The 18,953-nt window shown below is 50.9% G+C and carries 13 protein-coding genes and 3 pseudogenes; 8 read left to right on the top strand and 8 right to left on the bottom strand.

Features of this window, described 5'->3' with window-relative positions; all coding sequences use genetic code 11:
* Positions 1-580: 580 nt before the first annotated feature.
* Positions 581-756: pseudogene (locus C7N83_RS07995) on the bottom strand (IS1595 family transposase); the annotation flags it as partial.
* A gap of 811 nt (positions 757-1,567) precedes the next feature.
* Between C7N83_RS07995 and C7N83_RS16000 the strand changes: the two are divergent.
* The 3 genes and pseudogenes from C7N83_RS16000 to C7N83_RS08015 form a co-directional block, all read left to right on the top strand.
* Positions 1,568-1,800: pseudogene (locus C7N83_RS16000) on the top strand (outer membrane protein assembly factor BamE); the annotation flags it as partial.
* A gap of 31 nt (positions 1,801-1,831) precedes the next feature.
* Positions 1,832-2,230: a murein L,D-transpeptidase gene (locus C7N83_RS08010; protein ID WP_425437505.1), complete on the top strand. Its 399-nt coding sequence runs from the start codon at positions 1,832-1,834 to the stop codon at positions 2,228-2,230.
* Positions 2,231-2,399: 169 nt separating this feature from the next.
* The gene (locus tag C7N83_RS08015; RefSeq protein ID WP_170064855.1) at positions 2,400-2,915 is read left to right on the top strand and encodes a DUF2478 domain-containing protein; all 516 of its coding nucleotides are present in this window, start codon (positions 2,400-2,402) and stop codon (positions 2,913-2,915) included.
* Between the two features lie 223 nt (positions 2,916-3,138).
* Here C7N83_RS08015 and fabF read toward each other — a convergent pair whose 3' ends face one another.
* The 3 genes from fabF to C7N83_RS08030 all read right to left on the bottom strand — a co-directional run bounded on the left by fabF (position 3,139) and on the right by C7N83_RS08030 (position 7,317).
* Complete coding sequence (gene fabF, locus C7N83_RS08020) at positions 3,139-4,386, bottom strand: beta-ketoacyl-ACP synthase II (protein ID WP_106741872.1); 1,248 nt, start codon at positions 4,384-4,386, stop codon at positions 3,139-3,141.
* A 177-nt stretch (positions 4,387-4,563) separates the two neighbouring features.
* Entirely contained in the window at positions 4,564-4,800 is a 237-nt protein-coding gene (acpP, locus tag C7N83_RS08025) for an acyl carrier protein (RefSeq protein ID WP_106741874.1), read from the bottom strand.
* A gap of 480 nt (positions 4,801-5,280) precedes the next feature.
* Positions 5,281-7,317, bottom strand: coding sequence for a prolyl oligopeptidase family serine peptidase (locus C7N83_RS08030; RefSeq protein WP_106741876.1), 2,037 nt, complete (start codon positions 7,315-7,317; stop codon positions 5,281-5,283).
* Between the two features lie 166 nt (positions 7,318-7,483).
* On the opposite strand from C7N83_RS08030, the gene C7N83_RS08035 reads away from it, so the two are divergent.
* The 4 genes from C7N83_RS08035 (at position 7,484) to ptsP (ending at position 10,747) form a co-directional block, all read left to right on the top strand.
* Complete coding sequence (locus tag C7N83_RS08035; RefSeq protein ID WP_106741877.1) at positions 7,484-8,044, top strand: hypoxanthine-guanine phosphoribosyltransferase; 561 nt, start codon at positions 7,484-7,486, stop codon at positions 8,042-8,044.
* A gap of 129 nt (positions 8,045-8,173) precedes the next feature.
* Positions 8,174-8,614 carry a PTS sugar transporter subunit IIA gene (locus tag C7N83_RS08040; protein WP_106741879.1) on the top strand — a complete coding sequence of 147 codons (441 nt, stop codon included), beginning with the start codon at positions 8,174-8,176 and terminating at the stop codon, positions 8,612-8,614.
* Positions 8,615-8,724: 110 nt separating this feature from the next.
* Positions 8,725-8,994, top strand: coding sequence for an HPr family phosphocarrier protein (locus tag C7N83_RS08045; RefSeq protein ID WP_106741880.1), 270 nt, complete (start codon positions 8,725-8,727; stop codon positions 8,992-8,994).
* Position 8,995: 1 nt separating this feature from the next.
* Complete coding sequence (gene ptsP / locus C7N83_RS08050; RefSeq protein ID WP_106741882.1) at positions 8,996-10,747, top strand: phosphoenolpyruvate--protein phosphotransferase; 1,752 nt, start codon at positions 8,996-8,998, stop codon at positions 10,745-10,747.
* 180 nt (positions 10,748-10,927) lie between these two features.
* Here ptsP and C7N83_RS08055 read toward each other — a convergent pair whose 3' ends face one another.
* The 4 genes from C7N83_RS08055 to parC form a co-directional block, all read right to left on the bottom strand.
* On the bottom strand, positions 10,928-11,680 hold the full coding sequence (locus C7N83_RS08055; protein WP_106741884.1) for a class I SAM-dependent methyltransferase: 753 nt from the start codon (positions 11,678-11,680) through the stop codon (positions 10,928-10,930).
* A gap of 163 nt (positions 11,681-11,843) precedes the next feature.
* Positions 11,844-13,475 (bottom strand): sigma-54-dependent transcriptional regulator, encoded by a 1,632-nt coding sequence (locus C7N83_RS08060; RefSeq protein WP_106741886.1) that lies wholly within the window; start codon positions 13,473-13,475, stop codon positions 11,844-11,846.
* Positions 13,468-15,048: an ATP-binding protein gene (locus C7N83_RS08065; protein WP_106741887.1), complete on the bottom strand. Its 1,581-nt coding sequence runs from the start codon at positions 15,046-15,048 to the stop codon at positions 13,468-13,470. Before C7N83_RS08065 ends, C7N83_RS08060 begins: the two co-directional genes overlap by 8 nt.
* 309 nt (positions 15,049-15,357) lie before the next feature.
* The gene (parC, locus tag C7N83_RS08070) at positions 15,358-17,736 is read right to left on the bottom strand and encodes a DNA topoisomerase IV subunit A (protein WP_106741889.1); all 2,379 of its coding nucleotides are present in this window, start codon (positions 17,734-17,736) and stop codon (positions 15,358-15,360) included.
* A gap of 877 nt (positions 17,737-18,613) precedes the next feature.
* Here parC and C7N83_RS15245 point away from each other — a divergent pair.
* Positions 18,614-18,953 (top strand): annotated as a pseudogene (locus C7N83_RS15245) (hypothetical protein); the annotation flags it as partial.

The raw sequence follows: 18,953 nt of genomic DNA on the forward strand, positions 1-18,953 counted from the left end.
GCACGGTTGAATGTATCCATGGATGGGTACTTATGGATGGGTACTTGTATAAATGAGGCATTGGGTTGGGAATGCCTTTGAAAATTTGAAGCATTTTCGTGCTGCCGCTACCTGCTACGACCGCTTGAAGCCTCACGACGAAGGCATAGTTGCCTTGGCATGTGTGACGGCTGCCCTTATGATAAGGAATTGGCAGGACGCCCTAGGAAGCAAAAATATTAAATCAGATTATTTCGAATTATTTCGAAGTATCTTCGTTAGTAGCTGCTGCAAAAGCGGATACGGTAACGGAAAGGAGTAATTGCAAAATTGAAGACAGCCGTTATTTTTTTATTAAATGAATATGAGGATTGGGAAAGCGCATATATTGATTCAACATTAAACTGCAGTCAAGATTGGCAGATTGTCACTTCTTCAACAAAAAAAGAAATCTTATCCATCAGCGGGTTTCGAACCGCAGTTGACTGTCTGCTTGAAGAAACCCAAAGATATTGATTTATTTCCATTAATCGGTGGAAACGCCTAGTCTGAAGACGTCTCTCCCGACAATGCCGGACAAGGGTGAATTGGGTTCGCATCAGGATGTAATCCTGAGTCTGATTTTCAAAAGTAGACAGGATGGATGCTGCGGACACTGATAGCGGTTATTTTGGCGGTATCGGAAGCGGTTAACTCAAGCGCGGAACAGCGGATTATTGCGCTGAATTTTTGCTCTGAAATTTTGTTGAACTTTTGATATTTATTTTTTAATTTTATATCAGGAACTTATCACGTTTTTGGGTGATTTTTTTCCTAAGCCCCATATGTAATAAAACATATTCAAACATCAAAGTAGTGAGATTGGCTTTTTAGGAAGTTATTGAATTAAATGTAAGAGACAACCGCGTTGTTTACACAACAGATTGAGAAAAATAAGTCTGTAAAACCTCAAAAGGCGTATCGCCTTTCAAATCCTTATGCGGCTTAACCGGATGATAAAAATTCACAAAACGGCATAACGCCTTTTGCCGGTGTTCCGAATCCTTAAACGCAAACTTATCCTGCCCCATTTTCATTAAGTTGCGGATAACCCGCTCTGCTTGGCCGTTTGTGGTCGTCGGGCAATACGGGGAAACTTTCGACCGACTATTGTTTTGCACACAGGCAGCCGGAAACGGATGTGCCGTACTGCCCCGATATTTCCATGCCGTGATCTGATGGTATAAGGGCAGCAATCGATTACATCGCGCAAAAGAACCTTTTACAGCACCGGCAGCGGTACGGCCAGGCAAAATGGCGCGGCATACCGCCCTCTCGAAAAATCATCAATGGCAACAAACAGGCAATCTCTTGGGGCGGTAGCTTTTTGATTCTGCAATCAAGGCAGCCGTTTGGTGTCGGAGTGCGCCGTTTCACCCGGATAAGGTTTTTGCCTGTTTTTTGAGTGTTTCTTCGATGGGCTTCCCAACTTTAGCCAAACGTTTCATGTCATACTTGGCTTGTTTGAAACGGTTGCCGGTACTGTTTTGCGGTGTCGGCAGTTGCCATCGTGCCGCCGTAAGGATACGGTAAATGGTTGCTTTGCTGATTCTACACCTTGGGCGCAGGCGTTGCCCCTGACAACACTTCGGGCGTGGAAGGCATACGGCTTGTCAATACAAAGTAATTTATGATAAAAACAAATTTGCGCGTAGCTTCCACTGGAAGCTGGTATTCCCTGAAGGTGCCGCTTATCTGCCGCCTGCCCTTAAAGCGGAGCCGCAAGTGATTATCCACGACGTGGCGACCACACCGCAACGCATCTGTCAAGAATGGAATTAAGTTGAAAAAAGTTTGGTTATGTACGGCCTTGTTGTTAGGCTTGAATACGTTTGCCGGTGCCGATACCGTCAGTGAGTACATGAAGCGTAAGAAAGTCATCGTCGATACCACTAAAGCCGAATTGTGCTTTGCTGATGACAAGCAATGCCATCCTGTACTTATCGGTAAAACCACGCCGAAAGGCATTTTCCCGTTAACCATCATGGCTACGAAAAAATCAGGCTATGGTGGCGAGGTGATTGGTTTTAAGGAAGAACGGGATTTTTTGTTTGCCCTACACCGCGTTTGGTTGGGCAAACCTTCCGAACGCCGCATGGAACGGATTGCATCGCCTGTGGCGGCCGACCGCATCATGACTAACGGCTGCATCAACGTCACAGATAACGTATATCAGAAATTGCGCCATTATTTCACTTTGGAAGTGATTTAAGCTGAATGGCCGTCTGAAAGGATGCCGGATAACTGACATCCTTCATCTTTTTTTATTTTTTATTTTTTTTGTTAAAACCTGTTTTTGCATTCGGACAGACTTGATAAAAATTTGCCAGCCAATCCAAGTTGGCATAGGATTTTGTGCATCAATGAACGGAGAGAAAAGCATGAAACCGATTGCCGTGTTGATTTATCAGGGTGAGGGGGCAAGCGAATTGCAGGCGCTGTGGCAGGCGGTAAAATGCTGGCAGCAGCAAGGATTAAAAGTGGCAGGTTTACTCAATCTTTTGGATGAGGCCGGCAATAAACTGCGTGACAGGGTTCAGTCCTTAACCGACAGCCGCGTTTATACCATTATGTATGAAGAGGGTTGTACCATCAATGGCTGTTTGCTTGATCCACATGGCCTGGCGGCATCTTCGGAAGTGATTCGGGAGGCCTTGCAAACGCCGCTTGATATTTTGGTGTTTAATAAATTCGGCCACGCGGAAAGTGAAAACAGCGGCCTGATTGATGAATATGCACAAGCCATTGGACAAGGGATCGCCGTGGTCTCGCTGTTGCAAGATAAATATTTGCCGGGCTGGCGTGTTTTTACCGACGGTATGGGTGAGGAATTGTTCGATCTGAAAGACCTTTTGGCGTGGGGTGAATGTCAGGTTCGGCGTAATAAGGCGGATTGAGCAAAGCGCAAAATATTCGCAGGTTAAGACTTTTGTAAAACTAAGGTTAACCCGGAAAAATAATGTCCGATTATGGCGGTCTGAGATGTGTTCAATTTTGCCAAAGTCCCGGCTTTTTCTATAACCTTAATTAAAATTTTAACCAATGTGTATCTGGCTCAGGTTTACAAATTTAAAAAGGCCGCCTGAAACATTTCAGACGGCCTTAGTTTAATGAAACCAATCAACCTTCAAACTTTTTGAATACCAGCGTACCGTTGGTGCCGCCGAAACCGAAAGAGTTGGAAATAGCGATCTTGATGTTCATGTCGCGGGCTTCGTTGGCACAATAGTCCAAATCGCAGCCTGCTTCAATATCTTGTTCTTCTAAGTTGATGGTTGGCGGCGATTTTTGGTCGTGAATGGCCATAATGCTGTACACGGCTTCTACGCCGCCGGCTGCGCCCAACAAGTGGCCAGTCATCGATTTGGTCGAGTTAACCACCACATTTTTGGCATGATCGCCCAAAGCCCGTTTTAGGGCGTTGGTTTCGTTGGCATCACCCAGTGGGGTAGACGTGCCATGTGCGTTGATATAATCCACATCAATTGTATTCAAACCGGCATCTTTCAGCGCGCGGGTCACTGCCAGCGCAGGGCCTTCTTCGCTCGGTGAGGTAATGTGGTAGGCATCGGAGCTCATGCCGAAGCCGATGATTTCGGCATAGATTTTCGCACCGCGTTTTTTCGCGTGTTCCAATTCTTCCAATACCAACACGCCAGCACCTTCGGCAATGATGAAGCCGTCGCGGCCTTTGTCCCAAGGGCGGCAAGCGGCGGCAGGATTGTCGTTGCGGGTAGATAAGGCTTTCATGGCAGCAAAACCACCGACACTCAGGAGGTTGATGGAGCCTTCTGCCCCGCCAGCCACCATAACATCGGCATCACCGTATTTAATCAAACGGACGGAATTGCCGATGGAGTGTGCTCCGGTGGTACAGGCTGAAACCATGCCGAATGAAGGGCCGCGGTAGCCTTTTAAAATGGTCACGTGACCGGCAATCAGGTTAATCAGTGAACCAGGAATAAAGAACGGATTGATTTTGCGCGCTCCGCTTTCTTGCACGGCAATACCGGTGGCTTCAATGCTCGGCATGCCGCCGATGCCTGAGCCGATGTTGACGCCGATGCGGTCTTTATCCAAATCAGGGGTATCGTCCAAACCGGCATCTTGAATGGCTTGCAGGGCAGCGGCCAAGCCATAGTGGATAAAAGCATCCATGCGGCGGGCTTCTTTGGCACTGATGTATTCGCTGATGTCGAAACCGCGCACTTCGCCGGCAATTTGGCTGTTGATTTCCGATGCGTCAAAGCGGGTAATCATGCCAATGCCGCTTTTGCCTGCGAGCAGGTTGCTCCATGCGGTGGCGACGTCGTTGCCGACCGGTGATACTTGACCTAGGCCTGTGATGACTACTCTTCGTTGACTCATGATAATCTCGCTGTCGTTGATCGGGATAGTGGACGGCAAGGCAGGAGAGCTGCGTTTCGGGCCGTCTGAAAATTAGAGTTTTTCTTTTTCTCTAATTTCAAGCATGTCTGAATATAAGGTAAAAGCCCCTGTATGCGAAATTCGCAGCAGAGGCCGATTATGTTGGGAGGCTACGGATTAGCTGTTGCGGGCAGTGATGTAGTCGATAGCCAATTGTACAGTAGTGATTTTTTCGGCTTCTTCATCGGGGATTTCGCAACCGAAAGCTTCTTCCAAAGCCATGACCAATTCAACGGTGTCCAATGAGTCTGCACCCAAATCGTCTTGGAAAGATGATTCGTTTTTCACTTCGGCTTCATTCACGCCCAGTTGTTCAGCAACAATTTTTTTAACTTGTTGTTCGATATTTGACATGTTAGTCGTTCCTTATATGCCTTGCGGCGGGTTTGAAAAAATAAATCGGGTTTATTTTACCGAATTCGTTTAGAGTTTTCCATCTAAAAATACATTTTCTGCATTTTCGGGGAATGGTTCTGTTACGCTGCATATTATCATAGGCTGATTTTATCCTACAAGCAGCATTTTGTTTTTGTTTGTTATCAGCTGGTTAGGCAGTTAATTTTTGCTTTGGTACAGGTTTGCCGGCCATTTGGACGGGTATTTTGCCGTTCAGACGGCTTTTTTAGGAAGTGTCCTTATTTTGTCTGCGTCTCTGCATCGCCGATTTTCGAGCAGAAGAGCGTGTATGCAAGGCGGTACTCAAAGAGGACGGTTTTACACGCCGCGTTAGTCAAACCAGCCGGCGCGGCAAGGCCGGACCTTTTGTGCGCATTTCCAACGCAGCAAACGGGTTTTATACCGGAAAGATGCCGCATGATGAAATGGGGCTGCATCCTAGACTTTGGTTTGCAAAAAAACGTTTAAAAACGTCAGGATACAGGCCAGTTCGTTGGCGGAATCCCGTTGCGTGCCGTTGCCGGTATGGCCGCCGTTATCGGGGCAATACAGCCACGATTGCGGGCTGAGTTGACGCAGTTTGGCGTAAAACTTAAGCGCATGGGCCGGATGGACGCGGTCGTCACTCAGGCTGGTGGTGATGAAGGCGGGCGGATAGCGGCAGCCGTCTGCAAGATTGTGGTAGGGTGAATGCTGCTGCCAGTAATTGCGGCAGATGTCGTATTTTTGTGTGTTGCCGTATTCGTCTGTCCAACTGGCCCCGGCTGACAATAAAGGATAGCGCAGCATGTCGGTAAAGGGCATTTCGCACACCATCGCGCCGAAACTTTCGGGCTGGCGAACAAAGGCAGAAGCCACTACCAGGCCGCCGTTGCTGCCGCCTTGCAGGGCGATGTGTGGGGGTGAACTCAGCCTGCGGCGGTTCAAATCACCGACTATGGCGAGCAAATCGTCGGTGCTTTTGTGTTTGTGCAAACCTTGAGCGGCTTGGTGCCAGTGCGGACCGAATTCGCCACCACCTCGTACGTTGGCTAATACAAAAGCATTACCTTGTTCCAGCCAGTACTTGCCGATGCTGCCCAAATAATGCGGCAATTCGGGTACGCCGAAACCGCCGTATACATATACCAAAGTCGGCGTGTGTTGCATAAGGCCGTCTGAAACGGCTTTGCCGACATGGTAATAGGGAATTTGCGTGCCGTCTGCCGATGCCGTCCGGAATTGCTGCACCTGAATGCCGTCGGCTGCAAACTGTTGCGGTTGGCGGCGCATGACGGTGAGTTCCATCACGTTCAAATCCAAGGCGTACAGGGTCAGCGGCGTAATGAAATCGCTGGCGGCCAGATACACCACATCGCTGCCCCATGGCTGATCGGTTATTTCCAATGCGCCCATCGGCAGACGCGGTAATTCGATTTCCTGCCATAAGCCATCGACAAAACGCCATGCTTTCAGACGGCCTTGTACGTTTTCCAAAGTGCTGGCAACCACAAAACGCTTGGTCGTTTCCACGCTTTCCAAGGCTTGTGTGTCGTTGGGGGTAAACAACAATTGCGCTGCGCCGAGTTGGCCTTTGTTTAATTTTACCGCTACCAAGCTGCCGCTCGGATAGTTTTGGTTGGCGCGGCGCCAGTCTTTGTGCAAGGTTAACATCAAATGGCCGGACAAATAACCGACCACATCGCAATCTTCCGGCAGATTCAAAGGCTTGGTTTCGCCTTGCGCGGAAACTTGCAAATAGGTTTTGGTGTAAAACCCTTGCGAGGCTTCAATCAAATCAATCGGCGAGCCTTGCGGATCAAGATAACGCCAGGCGTTGACCATCATGCCATCGGTTTCGATTTGGTAAACCGGTGTGCCGTCTTCAAAACTTTGGCCGCGTTCGACCAGCCACACTTCGCGCGGATAGCCCGATTGGGTGAGTTGGCGTTCATCCCATGCGGGGCAGACCCACACGCTGTTTTCATCGCGCCATGAAATGTGGTTTTTGCCTGCCGGGAAATGAAAACCGCCATTTGCCAGCGTGCCGGAGGCCAGATCCATTTCCAAGGTATAGGCCACGTCGCTGCCGGTGCGGCTCAAGGTCAGCAAGGCCAGATTCGGTTCTTCCACCAAATGCGACACGCCGCCGAGATAGACATCATCGCCCAAGATGTCGTCAAAATCGGCTACTGAAAACAAGATTTCCCATTCGGGATAGCCCGATCGGTAGGATGCTGCGGTGCAGACGCGGTACACGCCTTTCGGATATTCTGCGTCTTGGTGGAAATGGTACATGCGCGCGCGGTGTTCTTGGCAAAAAGGAATCTGGCGCGTGTCCTGCATTTGTGCAAGAATGCCGTCTGAAAGGGTACGGATGGATTCGTCTGCCATAAAACGCGCTTGGGTTTCGCGGTGGGCTTGGGCGGCGAAGTTTTGCGTGTCGTGAGAATTGAGGTTTTCAAGATGCTGGAAAGGGTCGTAATGCTGCGTCATGGCGGATTGGACCGTCTGAAAAACGAAGAGCGGATATTTATTATAGCGCAAAGGCCGTCTGAAAGGTTTCAGACGGCCTGATTAATCATCGCGTGCTGCAATTTTTATCCGCCGTTTTAAGCGTGCTGCTATAATTGGGGTTTGGATTTTCAGCGGTACAGACAAAATGGATTTCAAAACCAGACGCCATCAAACCCAAGCCATGCTTGACAATGCCGAATTGCTGTTCAGCCAAGAAGAATGCCAAGCCGCGTTGCAGAAAGTAGCCGACGACATCACCCGTGATTTGGGCGACAAATATCCGCTGCTGCTGTCCGTGATGGGCGGGGCGGTGGTGTTTGCCGGCCAATTGCTGCCGCTGTTGCGCTTTCCGCTGGACTTTGATTACGTACACGTTTCTCGTTACGGCGACAAATTGCAGGGCGGTAATTTCAATTGGAAACGTATGCCCGATGCCGAGCAAATATGCGGACGTCATGTGGTGGTGTTGGACGATATTCTCGATGAAGGCCACACCATGCATGCAATTCAGCAAAAGCTGTTGGAAATGGGCGCGGCCAGTTGCCGTGCGGCGGTGTTTGCCAACAAATTAATCGGCAAAGAAAAGCCGACAAAAGGCGACTACGTCGGTTTGGATATGCCCAACCGTTACGTGTTCGGCTACGGTATGGATGCGGCGGGCTGCTGGCGCAATTTGGGCGAAATTTACGCGCTCAAGCAGGATTAGGATAAATGCCGTCTGAAAATAATACATTGAAGACGTAAAACTGCGGTAAAAAACGTTCAAACGGCCTTGTTTATCCGCTTGTCCGCAACCATTTCAAAACCACAAAAAAACCTTATTTCAGGAACGAAAATGATTGGTTTGCTTATCATCACGCATGAATCTGTCGGCGAAGCCTACCGTGGTTTGACACATCATTTTTTCCCGCAAGGCAGGCCTGAAAACGTGCATATCTTGGGCGCACGGCCGGACGAGGACCAAAACGACGTGATCAACCGCGCGATTTCCATGATTCAGGAATTTCCGGAAAATTGTCACGGCGTATTGATTATGACCGATATTTTTGGTGCCACTCCGTGTAATGCTGCCCGCCGCATGGTGCGTACCGGCAAATCGGCGATTCTCACCGGCCTGAATGCGCCGATGATGGTTAAAGCCGTGCAGTATGCGTCCGAGGCCGAGGATTTGACCGTTTTTACCGAAACAGTAAAAGAAGCGGCAATTCGCGGGATTTTTGCCATTACCGCCGAACCGGATGATTTGATATGCAAAAAAGCGGCAGAGGCTGTCTGAATCACATTAATCCCAGATACGCCGCAATACAGGCTGTTTTCAGACGGCCTGAAATGAGGCGGGCCGTCGGCAACCTGTTCCATCAACAATAAACACAATCAGGAAAAGCCATGCTCAAGCAAGAAATCGAAATCATCAACAAACTGGGCTTACACGCGCGCGCGTCAAGCAAATTCACCCGAACCGCCTCGCGATTTCAAAGCGAAGTGTGGGTTGCCAAAAACGGCAGCCGCGTCAACGGCAAAAGCATCATGGGGTTGATGATGCTCGCCGCCGCCAAAGGTAGTGTGATTGAAATCGAAACCGAAGGCACGGACGAAACTGCCGCCATGAAAGCCTTGAGCGATTTGATTAACGATTACTTCGGCGAAGGCGAATGATATGAGTATCGTACTACACGGCGTGGCAGCGGGCAAAGGCATCGCCATCGGCCATGCGCACTTGGTGTCGCGCGGCAGCACCGAAGTTCCACAATACGACATCGGGCCCGAAGACATCGAGACGGAAGTGGCGCGTTTTGATGCGGCGGTGAAGGCCACACGCAAAGAATTGGAACGACTGCGCAACGCCATTCCCGAAAACGCGCCGACCGAGCTGGGCGCATTCATCTCGCTGCATTTGATGCTGCTGACCGACGTGACGCTTTCGCGCGAGCCGGTCGATTTATTGCGTGAGCAGAAAATCAATGCAGAATGGGCGTTGAAGCAGCAAAGCGACAAACTCGCCGCCCAGTTTGACGAAATTGAGGATGCCTACCTGCGCGAACGTAAGCAGGATATGCTGCAAGTGGTACAGCGTATCCACAACCATTTGGTCGGTCAGAGCAACGAATTGAACTTGGCCAATAATCTGTTTGAAGACACCATCCTGATTGCGCATGATTTGTCGCCGGCGGATACCGTGTTGTTTAAAGAGCAGCACATTACCGCGTTTGTGACCGATGCCGGTGGCTCAACCAGCCATACCGCGATTTTGGGCCGCAGCTTGGATATTCCGTCTGTGATTGGCTTGCGCAACGCGCGCAAGCTGATTACCGAAAACGAAATCGTCATTGTTGACGGCATAAAAGGTATTTTGCTGATTAATCCCGATGATGTCGTGCTGGCCGAATACCGCCGCTTGGAACGGGAATACCGCAGTCACAAACGCGAGTTGAACAAGCTCAAAAAAACCGCCGCTACCACCGCCGACGGCATTAACATCGAGCTGCTTGCCAACATCGAATCCGCCGAAGATATCAAAGCACTGCATAATATCGGCGCCGACGGCGTAGGTTTGTTCCGCAGCGAGTTTTTCTATCTCAACCGTGAACACATGCCGTCTGAAGACGAGCAATACGCAGTGTACAGTGAGATTGTGAAAAAGCTTAAAGGTAAGAGCTTGACCATCCGCACCGTCGATTTGGGCGTGGACAAAAATCCACGCTGGTTCGGCCAAAACGCCACACCCAACGGCAGCCTAAATCCGGCCTTGGGTTTGACCGGCATCCGCTTGTGTCTGGCTGAGCCGGTCATGTTCCGCACGCAAATGCGCGCCGTGCTGCGTGCGGCCCGATATGGTTCTGTGCGCCTGATGTGGCCGATGGTGACATCCTTATCCGAAGTTCGCCAATGCCTGATTCATTTGGAAACCGCGAAAAAACAGCTTGCCAAGCGCGGCGAAGCATTTGGTGAAGTCAGCATCGGCTGTATGATTGAAATTCCGTCGGCGGCGATGACTGTCGGCAGTATTCTGAAAATGGTTGATTTTATTTCTATCGGTACCAACGACCTGATTCAATATGTGTTGTCGGTTGATCGTGGCGACGATGCCGTCAACTACCTTTACCAACCGGGCCATCCGGCAGTGTTGAAAATGATTCAGCATGTGATCCGTACCGCCAACCGCATGGACAAAAGTGTTTCCGTGTGTGGCGAAATGGCCGGCGACACTGCCTTCACCCGCGTGCTGCTGGGCATGGGCTTGCGCTGCTTTTCCATGAATACCAACAATCTTTTGTCGGTAAAGGACATTATCCTGAAAAGCGACACCAATCAGTTGGAATACCATTTTGCCAAGCTTATGCGTAACGATGATCCGGAGAAATCGGAAAAGCTGTTGAAAAAACTGAATCAGATTCCGAACGGGAGATAAAAAAAGGCCGTCTGAAATTCAGACGGCCTGAGTCCTTTGTACCATCCCTAGATTTGAGTACCGTTCAAAGCCAAGCAAACGCGGAACATGCAGACACATCATGAAAAGGCAGGATGTTCGAGAAGTGCATGGCGAAGAAATGTGCCAAAGATGGGATTTTACAAAGGTCTCGGCCGTGTTTCAGTCATGGATCGGATTATCCGGCAGATACAAGTCAAAACGCGTGTTTTTACCCGAATATTGGTAAGCCGGTTTTTCGCCATTGAGAAATTCGCCCAAGCGCGGACGTTTGACCACGACGCGTTTTTTGGCAACGGCACGGGCGGTATTGAGCAGGCCGGATTCGTCTTGTGTTGTGCCGACTAAGCCGTGGAAATAAGCCATTTCTTTTTTGACGGCGGCGGATTTCTGCCGCTGCGGATACATCGGGTCGAGATACACCACGTCCGGGTGGCCTATTGCTTGTGCGGTTTGCGGCATGAGGATGGACGTGTTGCCGAAATGCAGGGTCATGCGCCGGGCGATTTCGGCGGTGTCGGGGTGTTGTAAGGCGCGATTCAGCCCGTCGTGCAGCAGGCAGGCAACGGCGGGGTGTTGTTCAAACGAGTGTATGTTCAAGCCCATTGAAGCCAAGACGAAGCTGTCACGGCCCAAGCCGCCGTTACCGTCCCATACGGTGGGTCTGGCGGTGTGGTTGACCGCTTTGCCAATAAGTTCGCCGCCGCCTTTGGTGCGTCGGTATTGGGCGGCACCACCGGTAAAATCGACTTGTACGCGGCCTTTTTCGCCGGCACGGCAAAGACTGATGCCGTCTGAACCGGCATAAAGGTATTCGCCGTCGACGGGCAGCTGGCAGATTATAGTCAGGCCGAATGCTTGCGCCAGCTCGCGGGCGGATTTGTCGGCAGATTCGGCAATATAAATGCAGGTCATGTGTTCAGACGGTCTCGGCAATGAGCAGGCCGTCTGAAAGTATATGTGCATTTGTATGAGAGATGCCTATATGCCTGTGTTTGACTGTGCGGCAATGCGATTTTTTCAGACGGCCTGGGTGTGTTCAGACGGCATTGGATCGAATCAAGGCCGCCTGAAACGTTCAGTTGATATCCAAACGCTCCATCCGGTAACGCATCGAACGGAAGCTGATGCCCAAGAGTTTCGCCGCCTGCGTGCGGTTGTAACGGGTTTGTTCCAGGGCGTTTTGGATGATGTCGCGCTCGATTTTGTCGAGATAATCCTGAATCTGCATGTTACGCGGGTCGAACGGGGCTAAAGGCGCTTGATTTAATGCGGATTCGGTCATGGCATCGGCAATATCTTTCACCGAAAGGCTATGATGTCTGCGTGGCTCTTTATCCGCAAGTGTGTTGTGGATTTGCAAATCATCCAGTTGGATAACGGTGCCGACGGTCAGGGCAACGGCGCGTTCGAGAATGTTTTCCAACTCGCGAAAGTTACCTGGGTAACTGTAATGCAACAGGGCTTCTTGCGCTTTGGAGCTGAGCTTGTAGGTTTGGTTGCAGTGGCGGTGTTTGTAGAGCAGATACAGAATCAGTGCGCCCAAGTCTTCGCGCATTTCACGCAAAGGAGGCATGTGCAGCGACACAACGTTTAAGCGGTAATACAAGTCTTGGCGGAATGCGCCGTTTTCGACCAAGGCTTCGAGGTTTTTGTGGGTGGCGCAGACAATACGCACATCGACAAAGGTTTCGCGTGCATCACCAATGCGGCTCACGGCTTTTTCCTGAATGGCGCGTAAGAGTTTCACCTGCATAGCCAAAGGCAGGTCGGCGACTTCGTCAAGAAACAGCGTGCCGCCGTCGGCGTGTTGGAAAAATCCCAAACGGTCTTGGTCGGCGCCGGTAAAGCTGCCTTTTTTGTAACCGAAAAATTCGCTTTCCATCAGATTTTCGGGAATCGCGCCGCAGTTGACGGCGATAAACGGTTTGTCGGCGCGTTCGGACAATTCGTGTATGGTGCGTGCGGCCTGTTCTTTACCTGTACCTGATTCACCGGCGATATAAACCGGAACTTCGCTGCGGGCGAGACGGCGGATCAAATGGCGCACTTCGACCATTTGCGGCGACGTGCCTAAGAGACGCGGCATATCGGCTTCACCGCCCGGTTGCGGTGCTTCTTGTGTTGAGACGCTTTCGCCGCTGGAGAAACGTTCTTTCATAGAACGCAGGCCGTCGGGCACGGAAATCGGTTTGTTCAAGTCGCGTGAAGTAGATTTTGCAGCGGGGGATGGTGACTGACGTGCAACCATAGCGGACAGAGGCTTATTCAAGGCAGCCGTTACCGGAGCAGGCGGTATTTTGGCCGGTTGCGGCGGTGTCGGAATCTCGGCATTATCGGCTACGGAAACTGCGGATTTGACCAGTGAGCGCAGTTGTGACAGGGTAATCGGTTTTTGCAGATAGTCAAACGCGCCGGCTTTTAAAGCTTCGACTGCCTGATCGGCATTGCCGAATGCGGTAATCACGGCCACAGGCGTATCGAGCATCAGTTCGTCAATGTATTGCACGACTTCCAAGCCCGATCCGTCGGGCATACGCATATCGGTCAGCACCAGCGAATAATCGTTATTGTCGAGCTTGTCTTTGGCATCTTTGACACCTTCGGCGGTTTCCACACGTAGCCCCATTTTCATCAGGGTCATTTCCATTAGGTCGCGGATGTCGGCTTCGTCATCGACAACTAAAACGGGATTTTGCAGCTTACTCATTGTTGTCCTTCGGTAAAATTAATTCGAAACCGTTCATTTCAGGGTGATAGTGCAGCTGACCCAAGTTGGCGTGTGCCAATTCGCGGGCAACGTACAAACCCAAGCCGGTGCCTTGTTTTTCGGTGGTGTAAAACGGCTCGAACAAATGGTTGCGCGCTTCCGGGGCGACGCCTTTGCCGTTGTCGGCCACCACAATCGAGATGTGCATGCGGCCGCTCGGACGGATTAACACGGTAATAGCGTTTTCATCCTGACGGCTGTGGCGCCAAGCATTGTTGCACAGGTTCCACATGATTTGCTGCAAATGCACAGGGTCGGATAATACCGTCAGGTTGGAACCTTCCATGTTCATGCGCAGGCAGCCGATGGCGGTGGGGTTGTTTAGGGTGAATTCCTGCTTGAAACCGAGCCAGAATTTCATCAGGTGAATCGGTTCGCGGCTGATGTTGTCGCGCTTGTTGAGCAGGGAAATGTCTTCCAGCATTTTGTCGATGCGCCGGATGTTGCTGTCGATAATGCCGTAGAGCTTTACTTTTACCGGATCGATGTCTTCATCGTCTTGCAGTAAATCGCTGGCATGGCGGATGGCCGACATCGGGTTGCGGATTTCGTGTGCCAGATTGGCGGTAAGCTGCCCTAGTGAAGTGAGCTTGGTCGACATGGCTTCGGCTGCGACTTCGCGCAATGAACGAACATACAGCATCAGCAATTCGGTTTGTTCTTGAATTAAGGGTACCGCACGCACGTGCATGGCGTGTTGGAAAATGTGGATGTCGGTTTCAAAGGCTTTGTCGGGCTGGTATTGCCAACGCGACACCAGTTCGCCGAACACAAATTCTTGTTGGTCCACCGCCAGGCTCGGAAAATAATTTTTGGCCTGTTTGTTGAAGAGCCAAATGCGCTGGCCGGCATCAATCACAATCACGGCTTCCTGTACGCGGTTTAATACTAATCGGTTCAAACCGCTGATGCGGTGGTAGGCAAGCTGGTGTTTGCTGGCTGATTCGGTGGCCTGCTCAAGGTATTTGGCGACAAAAGCCGTCAGTGTGGCGACCAGATAGCTGGCACCAATCAGTAAGACGCAAGTAATGACGCTTTGATTTTTCCACTCCGGCGGCGAAAAATGGATGCCGCCGCCTAAAAACAGCAAAATCACAAACAAGAGCGACGCATAGCCTGCATAGAGCATGGGGTAGTGGCCGTAGCTGAGCAGGCATGAAGTGGCGATAAAGGGCAGTACCAAAATGGCAAAGCCCGAATCAAGTCCGTCGGCGATATATACCAGAATAATCATCATGGAAATATCGACTACAGCGCTGGCATTGGGTAAATCCTGCGCTTGCCATTGCCAGTCCGGCCGGAATGCCGACAGCAAAATCAAAAAGGAATACAAAGCCGCCCAGCTGTAAAATTCGATGGTCGGAAACGCTACGCTTTCCATTTCGATGCCGCTGTATGTCCCCAAGACTTGAAAAACCAGCAAGGACAACACAATCACGATGCGGGCTACATTAATCAGCCCGGGGATGCGTTCGCCCAGATTGTCTAATTCCGGATTACTGAATTTTGTCATTCTCAGCACACCTTAACATATGGTTATTTTTATGAATATTTAGGGTGTGTCCTCATTTCATCATGCGGCCTCTTTATTTCGGCATAAAAATACGCCTGCTTGCGTTCTTGCGTTGAAAATGCGCGCAAGGTGTCCAACCTTGCAGTGCCTTTCGCTTGGTATACACGCTTTTCTGTTCGAAAATGTGCGACGCAGACGAAATGAGGACACGCCCTAGAATGAATGATTCGGGCAACCTGTCTCGGGCTGCCGGATCTGCTGCCGGCTGGTTGTATTGGTCGGAAACAGCATAATCATTATCTTAGAATATCACGATTTTGCATAAAGTGTGACGATATCGGTCAAATCATGTTTGGATGATACGGAACTTGCACCGAATAATTTTTTCAGACGGCCTGAAAGAGGTAAAGGCTTGCCTTTTTTACCGCGTTTGCCACTGATGTCGGCAAGCTGAATGCGTTCTTTATACGCCGCGCCGCGTTTGCCTTCGCTTTCGGCATGGATTTCCGGTGTGGACACCACGGCGATGTGTGCCAATCGTTCTTTTTCGCCCAGGCTGATGAGTTGCAAACCGCGGCCTTTGGCCATGACTTTGAGTTCGTTCAGGGTAAAGGCCAAGGCTTTGCTTTCTTCCCATAAAGACGTTTGGCATTCGGTCACCGCCACCACTTTACAATCCGGATTAATCAGCGACGAAACGTACACCGATACCGGCGGCAGCACAGTTTCGCCTGACTCCATATTCATGATCGCTTTGCCCGCTTTCACACGGCCGGCCATGTCGCCGAGTTTGGCGATAAAGCCGTAGCCGCCGCTGTTGCTTAATAGATAATGTTGATCCGGCAGGCCGGTGAGCATGGCGACCACTTCTGCGCCGTTTTGCACATCCACTAATGATGCTACTGGTACGCCGTCGCCGCGGCCGCCCGGGATTTCCGACGCGTCAAGTGTGTAAGTACGGCCTTGCGAATCGAGCACCACCACCGGCCACACCGTGCGGCTCTCCAGCGTTTGTTTCAAGCCGTCGCCTTCTTTAAACGTGGTTTGTGCCAAATCCAAATTGTGGCCGACGCGGCTGCGTATCCAGCCTTTTTTCGACAAAATCAGCGTGACCGGTTCGTCGGCGGTGGTTTGCGTGAGTGTGGCGCGGCCGGCTTCTTTGACCAGCGTGCGGCGTTCGTCGCCGAATTGCTTCATGTCGGCCTGCATTTCTCTGATGATGAGCTTTTTCTTTTCATTCTCATCACCGAGCAACAAATTCAGATGGCCTTCTTCTTCGCGCAGTTCGGCCAGTTCTTTTTCCAGTTTAAAGCCTTCCAAACGCGCAAGTTGGCGCAGACGGATTTCGAGAATGTCTTCTGCTTGGTTTTCGCTTAAATCAAACGCCGCCATCAAATCGGCTTTCGGTTCGTCCGATTCGCGAATCACCCGAATCACTTCGTCAATGCTTAAGAAAACTTTCAGACGGCCTTGGAGAATGTGCAGGCGTTTTTCCACTTGAGTCAGGCGGAACTTAAGACGGCGTGTGACGGTCATCACGCGGAACTCCAGCCATTCCTGCAAGATGGTTTTCAGGTTTTTCTGAGCAGGGCGGTTGTCCAAGCCCATCATGACCAAGTTGACCGAAACATTGCCTTCTAAAGATGTTTGCGCCATCAGCGTGTTCATAAAGGCGTCAGGTTCGATGCGGCTGGATTTGGGTTCGAACACCAAACGTACGGGATGCTCGCCGTCGGACTCGTCGCGCACTTTTTCAATCAAATCCAACATCAGTTTTTTGGTATTGAGTTGGTCTTGGTTGAGCTGTTTTTTACCGGCTTTCGGTTTCGGATTGGTTTGTTCTTCGATTTCAGCCAAAATTTTGGCGGCATTGGCGTTAGGCGGCAATTCGGTCACAATCGCCCGCCATTGGCCGCGCGCCAGTTTTTCGATTTTATAACGAGCACGCACACGCACGCTGCCTTTGCCGCTTTCGTAAATCTGCTGCAAATCGGCGGCGGGGGTGATAATTTGGCCGCCGCCGGCAAAGTCGGGCGCGGGGATATAGTCCATCAAATCGGCCGTGTCGAGCGACGGCTTTTTCAACAATGCAATCGCCGCTTTGGTGGCTTCGGTCAGGTTGTGCGACGGGATTTCAGTCGCCATGCCCACAGCAATACCGCTGGCGCCGTTGAGCAACACCATCGGCAGGCAGGCAGGCAGGTGGACGGGTTCGTCAAACGCGCCGTCGTAGTTGGGCGTGAAGTCGACTGTGCCCTGATTGATTTCGGAGAGCAATAATTCCGCAATCGGCGTCAAACGTGCTTCGGTATAGCGCATGGCCGCCGCGCCGTCGCCGTCACGCGAGCCGAAGTTGCCGATGCCGTCAATCAGCGGATAACGCAGTGTGAAATCCTGCGCCATGCGTACCATTGCTTCGTAAGCCGAGCTGTCGCCGTGCGGATGGTATTTACCTAAAATTTCACCGACCACACGTGCCGATTTCACTGGTTTCGCGCCCGCAGTCAACCCCATGTCGCGCATAGCATAGAGAATGCGGCGCTGAACCGGTTTCTGGCCGTCTGAAACCTCAGGCAGCGCGCGGCCTTTTACTACGCTCATGGCATATTCGAGATAAGCGCGTTCGGCATATCTGCCAAGAATCAGATGGTCGGATTGGATAGGTGAAACAGGGGTTTGCTCGTTCATGGTGCAACTAAATATAAATAAGAGTGAAATTCAATCGCTGTATTGTAAAGCAAAACCGTGTTTCCTGCTTAGTTTTAAAATACCCTTAGAATTCCCATCGCAAGTGCGACAACTTTCCAAAAGAACAGGCCGGTATTCGGCAGCAGACCGCTTCCCGACAAGAAAGACTGCCATCCGCTACGCACACCTGACCCGGGAACAAAAATACGGCATTTGCCCGGAACACCGCAAGCCATCTCAAAGCAGCAGTACCCCCACCACCGTCAAGCGTGAATCGGACAGATACGGCATGAACGGCAAATACGGCGGCTTGTACGCCCGGCACAGCATGAAGCCGGAAAGAAAAAGCAAAATGCCCGCAAAACGACCGGCAGGCCACCGCTGCCGCCAATGATTTATAGCCGATTAAAATCGAATCAGGACGGCAAGCCGTGCCAACCCATCCCCCAAGCCCTGCGGCAGTGTATGGACAACAGGAAAAGTACCCGGCAGAACAGGCATGGAAAAACGACCGGCCGTTGTTGGTGGAAAATCACCTATAGCCGTTTTACTAAATAACGGGCACATAAATACCCAAATGCCGTCATTCCCGTACAGGCAGGAATCCGGAACGTTGGTTTTCAGTAATTTTTTACAGGTTCCCGTACCGGCAGAACCGGATTCCCGCCTGTACGGGAATGACGGATTTCAGGTTTCAGATGGCATGAGAAAAATTTGTACCCATTTTTAAGTTAACAGGCTATATAGGCGGTTGGGACGTCGGCACAGGTCAAAAGGGCGGCTTATTGGTTGCAACCGAGGATAAGGCCAGTAAGCCGCAGTTTGCAAAACCAACAACTTCAAAACCGGGAATACGGCGGATGCGGCCATTCATGCCATGAGAAAATTTAAAAAGAAGGTATCTGCCCTGCCTTTGGATAATGGCAGGGGGTTTTACAGACACAAAAAGTTTGCCGGAAAGCCGGGCGTCAAAACCGGCTTCGGCCGTCTTTCCCATCCATGGGGGAAAGGCTTGGTGGCAAACACCGGCGGATTGCTGCAGCAGTCTTTCCCGAAGCAGACGGATTTCAACCTGATGACAGATAGAAATAGGAAAGGCGGTTGGCAAACCCACCTGCCAACCGGGAAAAACGCGACCGAAAAAAACGCTTGCTTAGGTACGCCGGGTAATCGGTTCTTGGACGTATTCAACCGTTGCTGCACTTGGCAGGTGAATC

Origin of the sequence: Neisseria iguanae, assembly GCF_003013245.1 — a bacterium.
Classification (GTDB): Bacteria; Pseudomonadota; Gammaproteobacteria; order Burkholderiales; family Neisseriaceae; genus Neisseria; species Neisseria iguanae.

What these genes read in the sequence shown, in the direction of transcription:
- C7N83_RS08035 (WP_106741877.1), top strand. Translation starts at nt 7,484, where the DNA reads ATGGATTTCAAAACCAGACGCCATCAAACCCAAGCCATGCTTGACAAT.
- parC (WP_106741889.1), bottom strand. Translation starts at nt 17,736, where the DNA reads ATGAACGAGCAAACCCCTGTTTCACCTATCCAATCCGACCATCTGATT.
- C7N83_RS08060 (WP_106741886.1), bottom strand. Translation starts at nt 13,475, where the DNA reads ATGAGTAAGCTGCAAAATCCCGTTTTAGTTGTCGATGACGAAGCCGAC.
- C7N83_RS08040 (WP_106741879.1), top strand. Translation starts at nt 8,174, where the DNA reads ATGATTGGTTTGCTTATCATCACGCATGAATCTGTCGGCGAAGCCTAC.
- fabF (WP_106741872.1), bottom strand. Translation starts at nt 4,386, where the DNA reads ATGAGTCAACGAAGAGTAGTCATCACAGGCCTAGGTCAAGTATCACCG.
- C7N83_RS08015 (WP_170064855.1), top strand. Translation starts at nt 2,400, where the DNA reads ATGAAACCGATTGCCGTGTTGATTTATCAGGGTGAGGGGGCAAGCGAA.
- C7N83_RS08030 (WP_106741876.1), bottom strand. Translation starts at nt 7,317, where the DNA reads ATGACGCAGCATTACGACCCTTTCCAGCATCTTGAAAACCTCAATTCT.
- C7N83_RS08045 (WP_106741880.1), top strand. Translation starts at nt 8,725, where the DNA reads ATGCTCAAGCAAGAAATCGAAATCATCAACAAACTGGGCTTACACGCG.
- ptsP (WP_106741882.1), top strand. Translation starts at nt 8,996, where the DNA reads ATGAGTATCGTACTACACGGCGTGGCAGCGGGCAAAGGCATCGCCATC.
- C7N83_RS08055 (WP_106741884.1), bottom strand. Translation starts at nt 11,680, where the DNA reads ATGACCTGCATTTATATTGCCGAATCTGCCGACAAATCCGCCCGCGAG.
- acpP (WP_106741874.1), bottom strand. Translation starts at nt 4,800, where the DNA reads ATGTCAAATATCGAACAACAAGTTAAAAAAATTGTTGCTGAACAACTG.
- C7N83_RS08065 (WP_106741887.1), bottom strand. Translation starts at nt 15,048, where the DNA reads ATGACAAAATTCAGTAATCCGGAATTAGACAATCTGGGCGAACGCATC.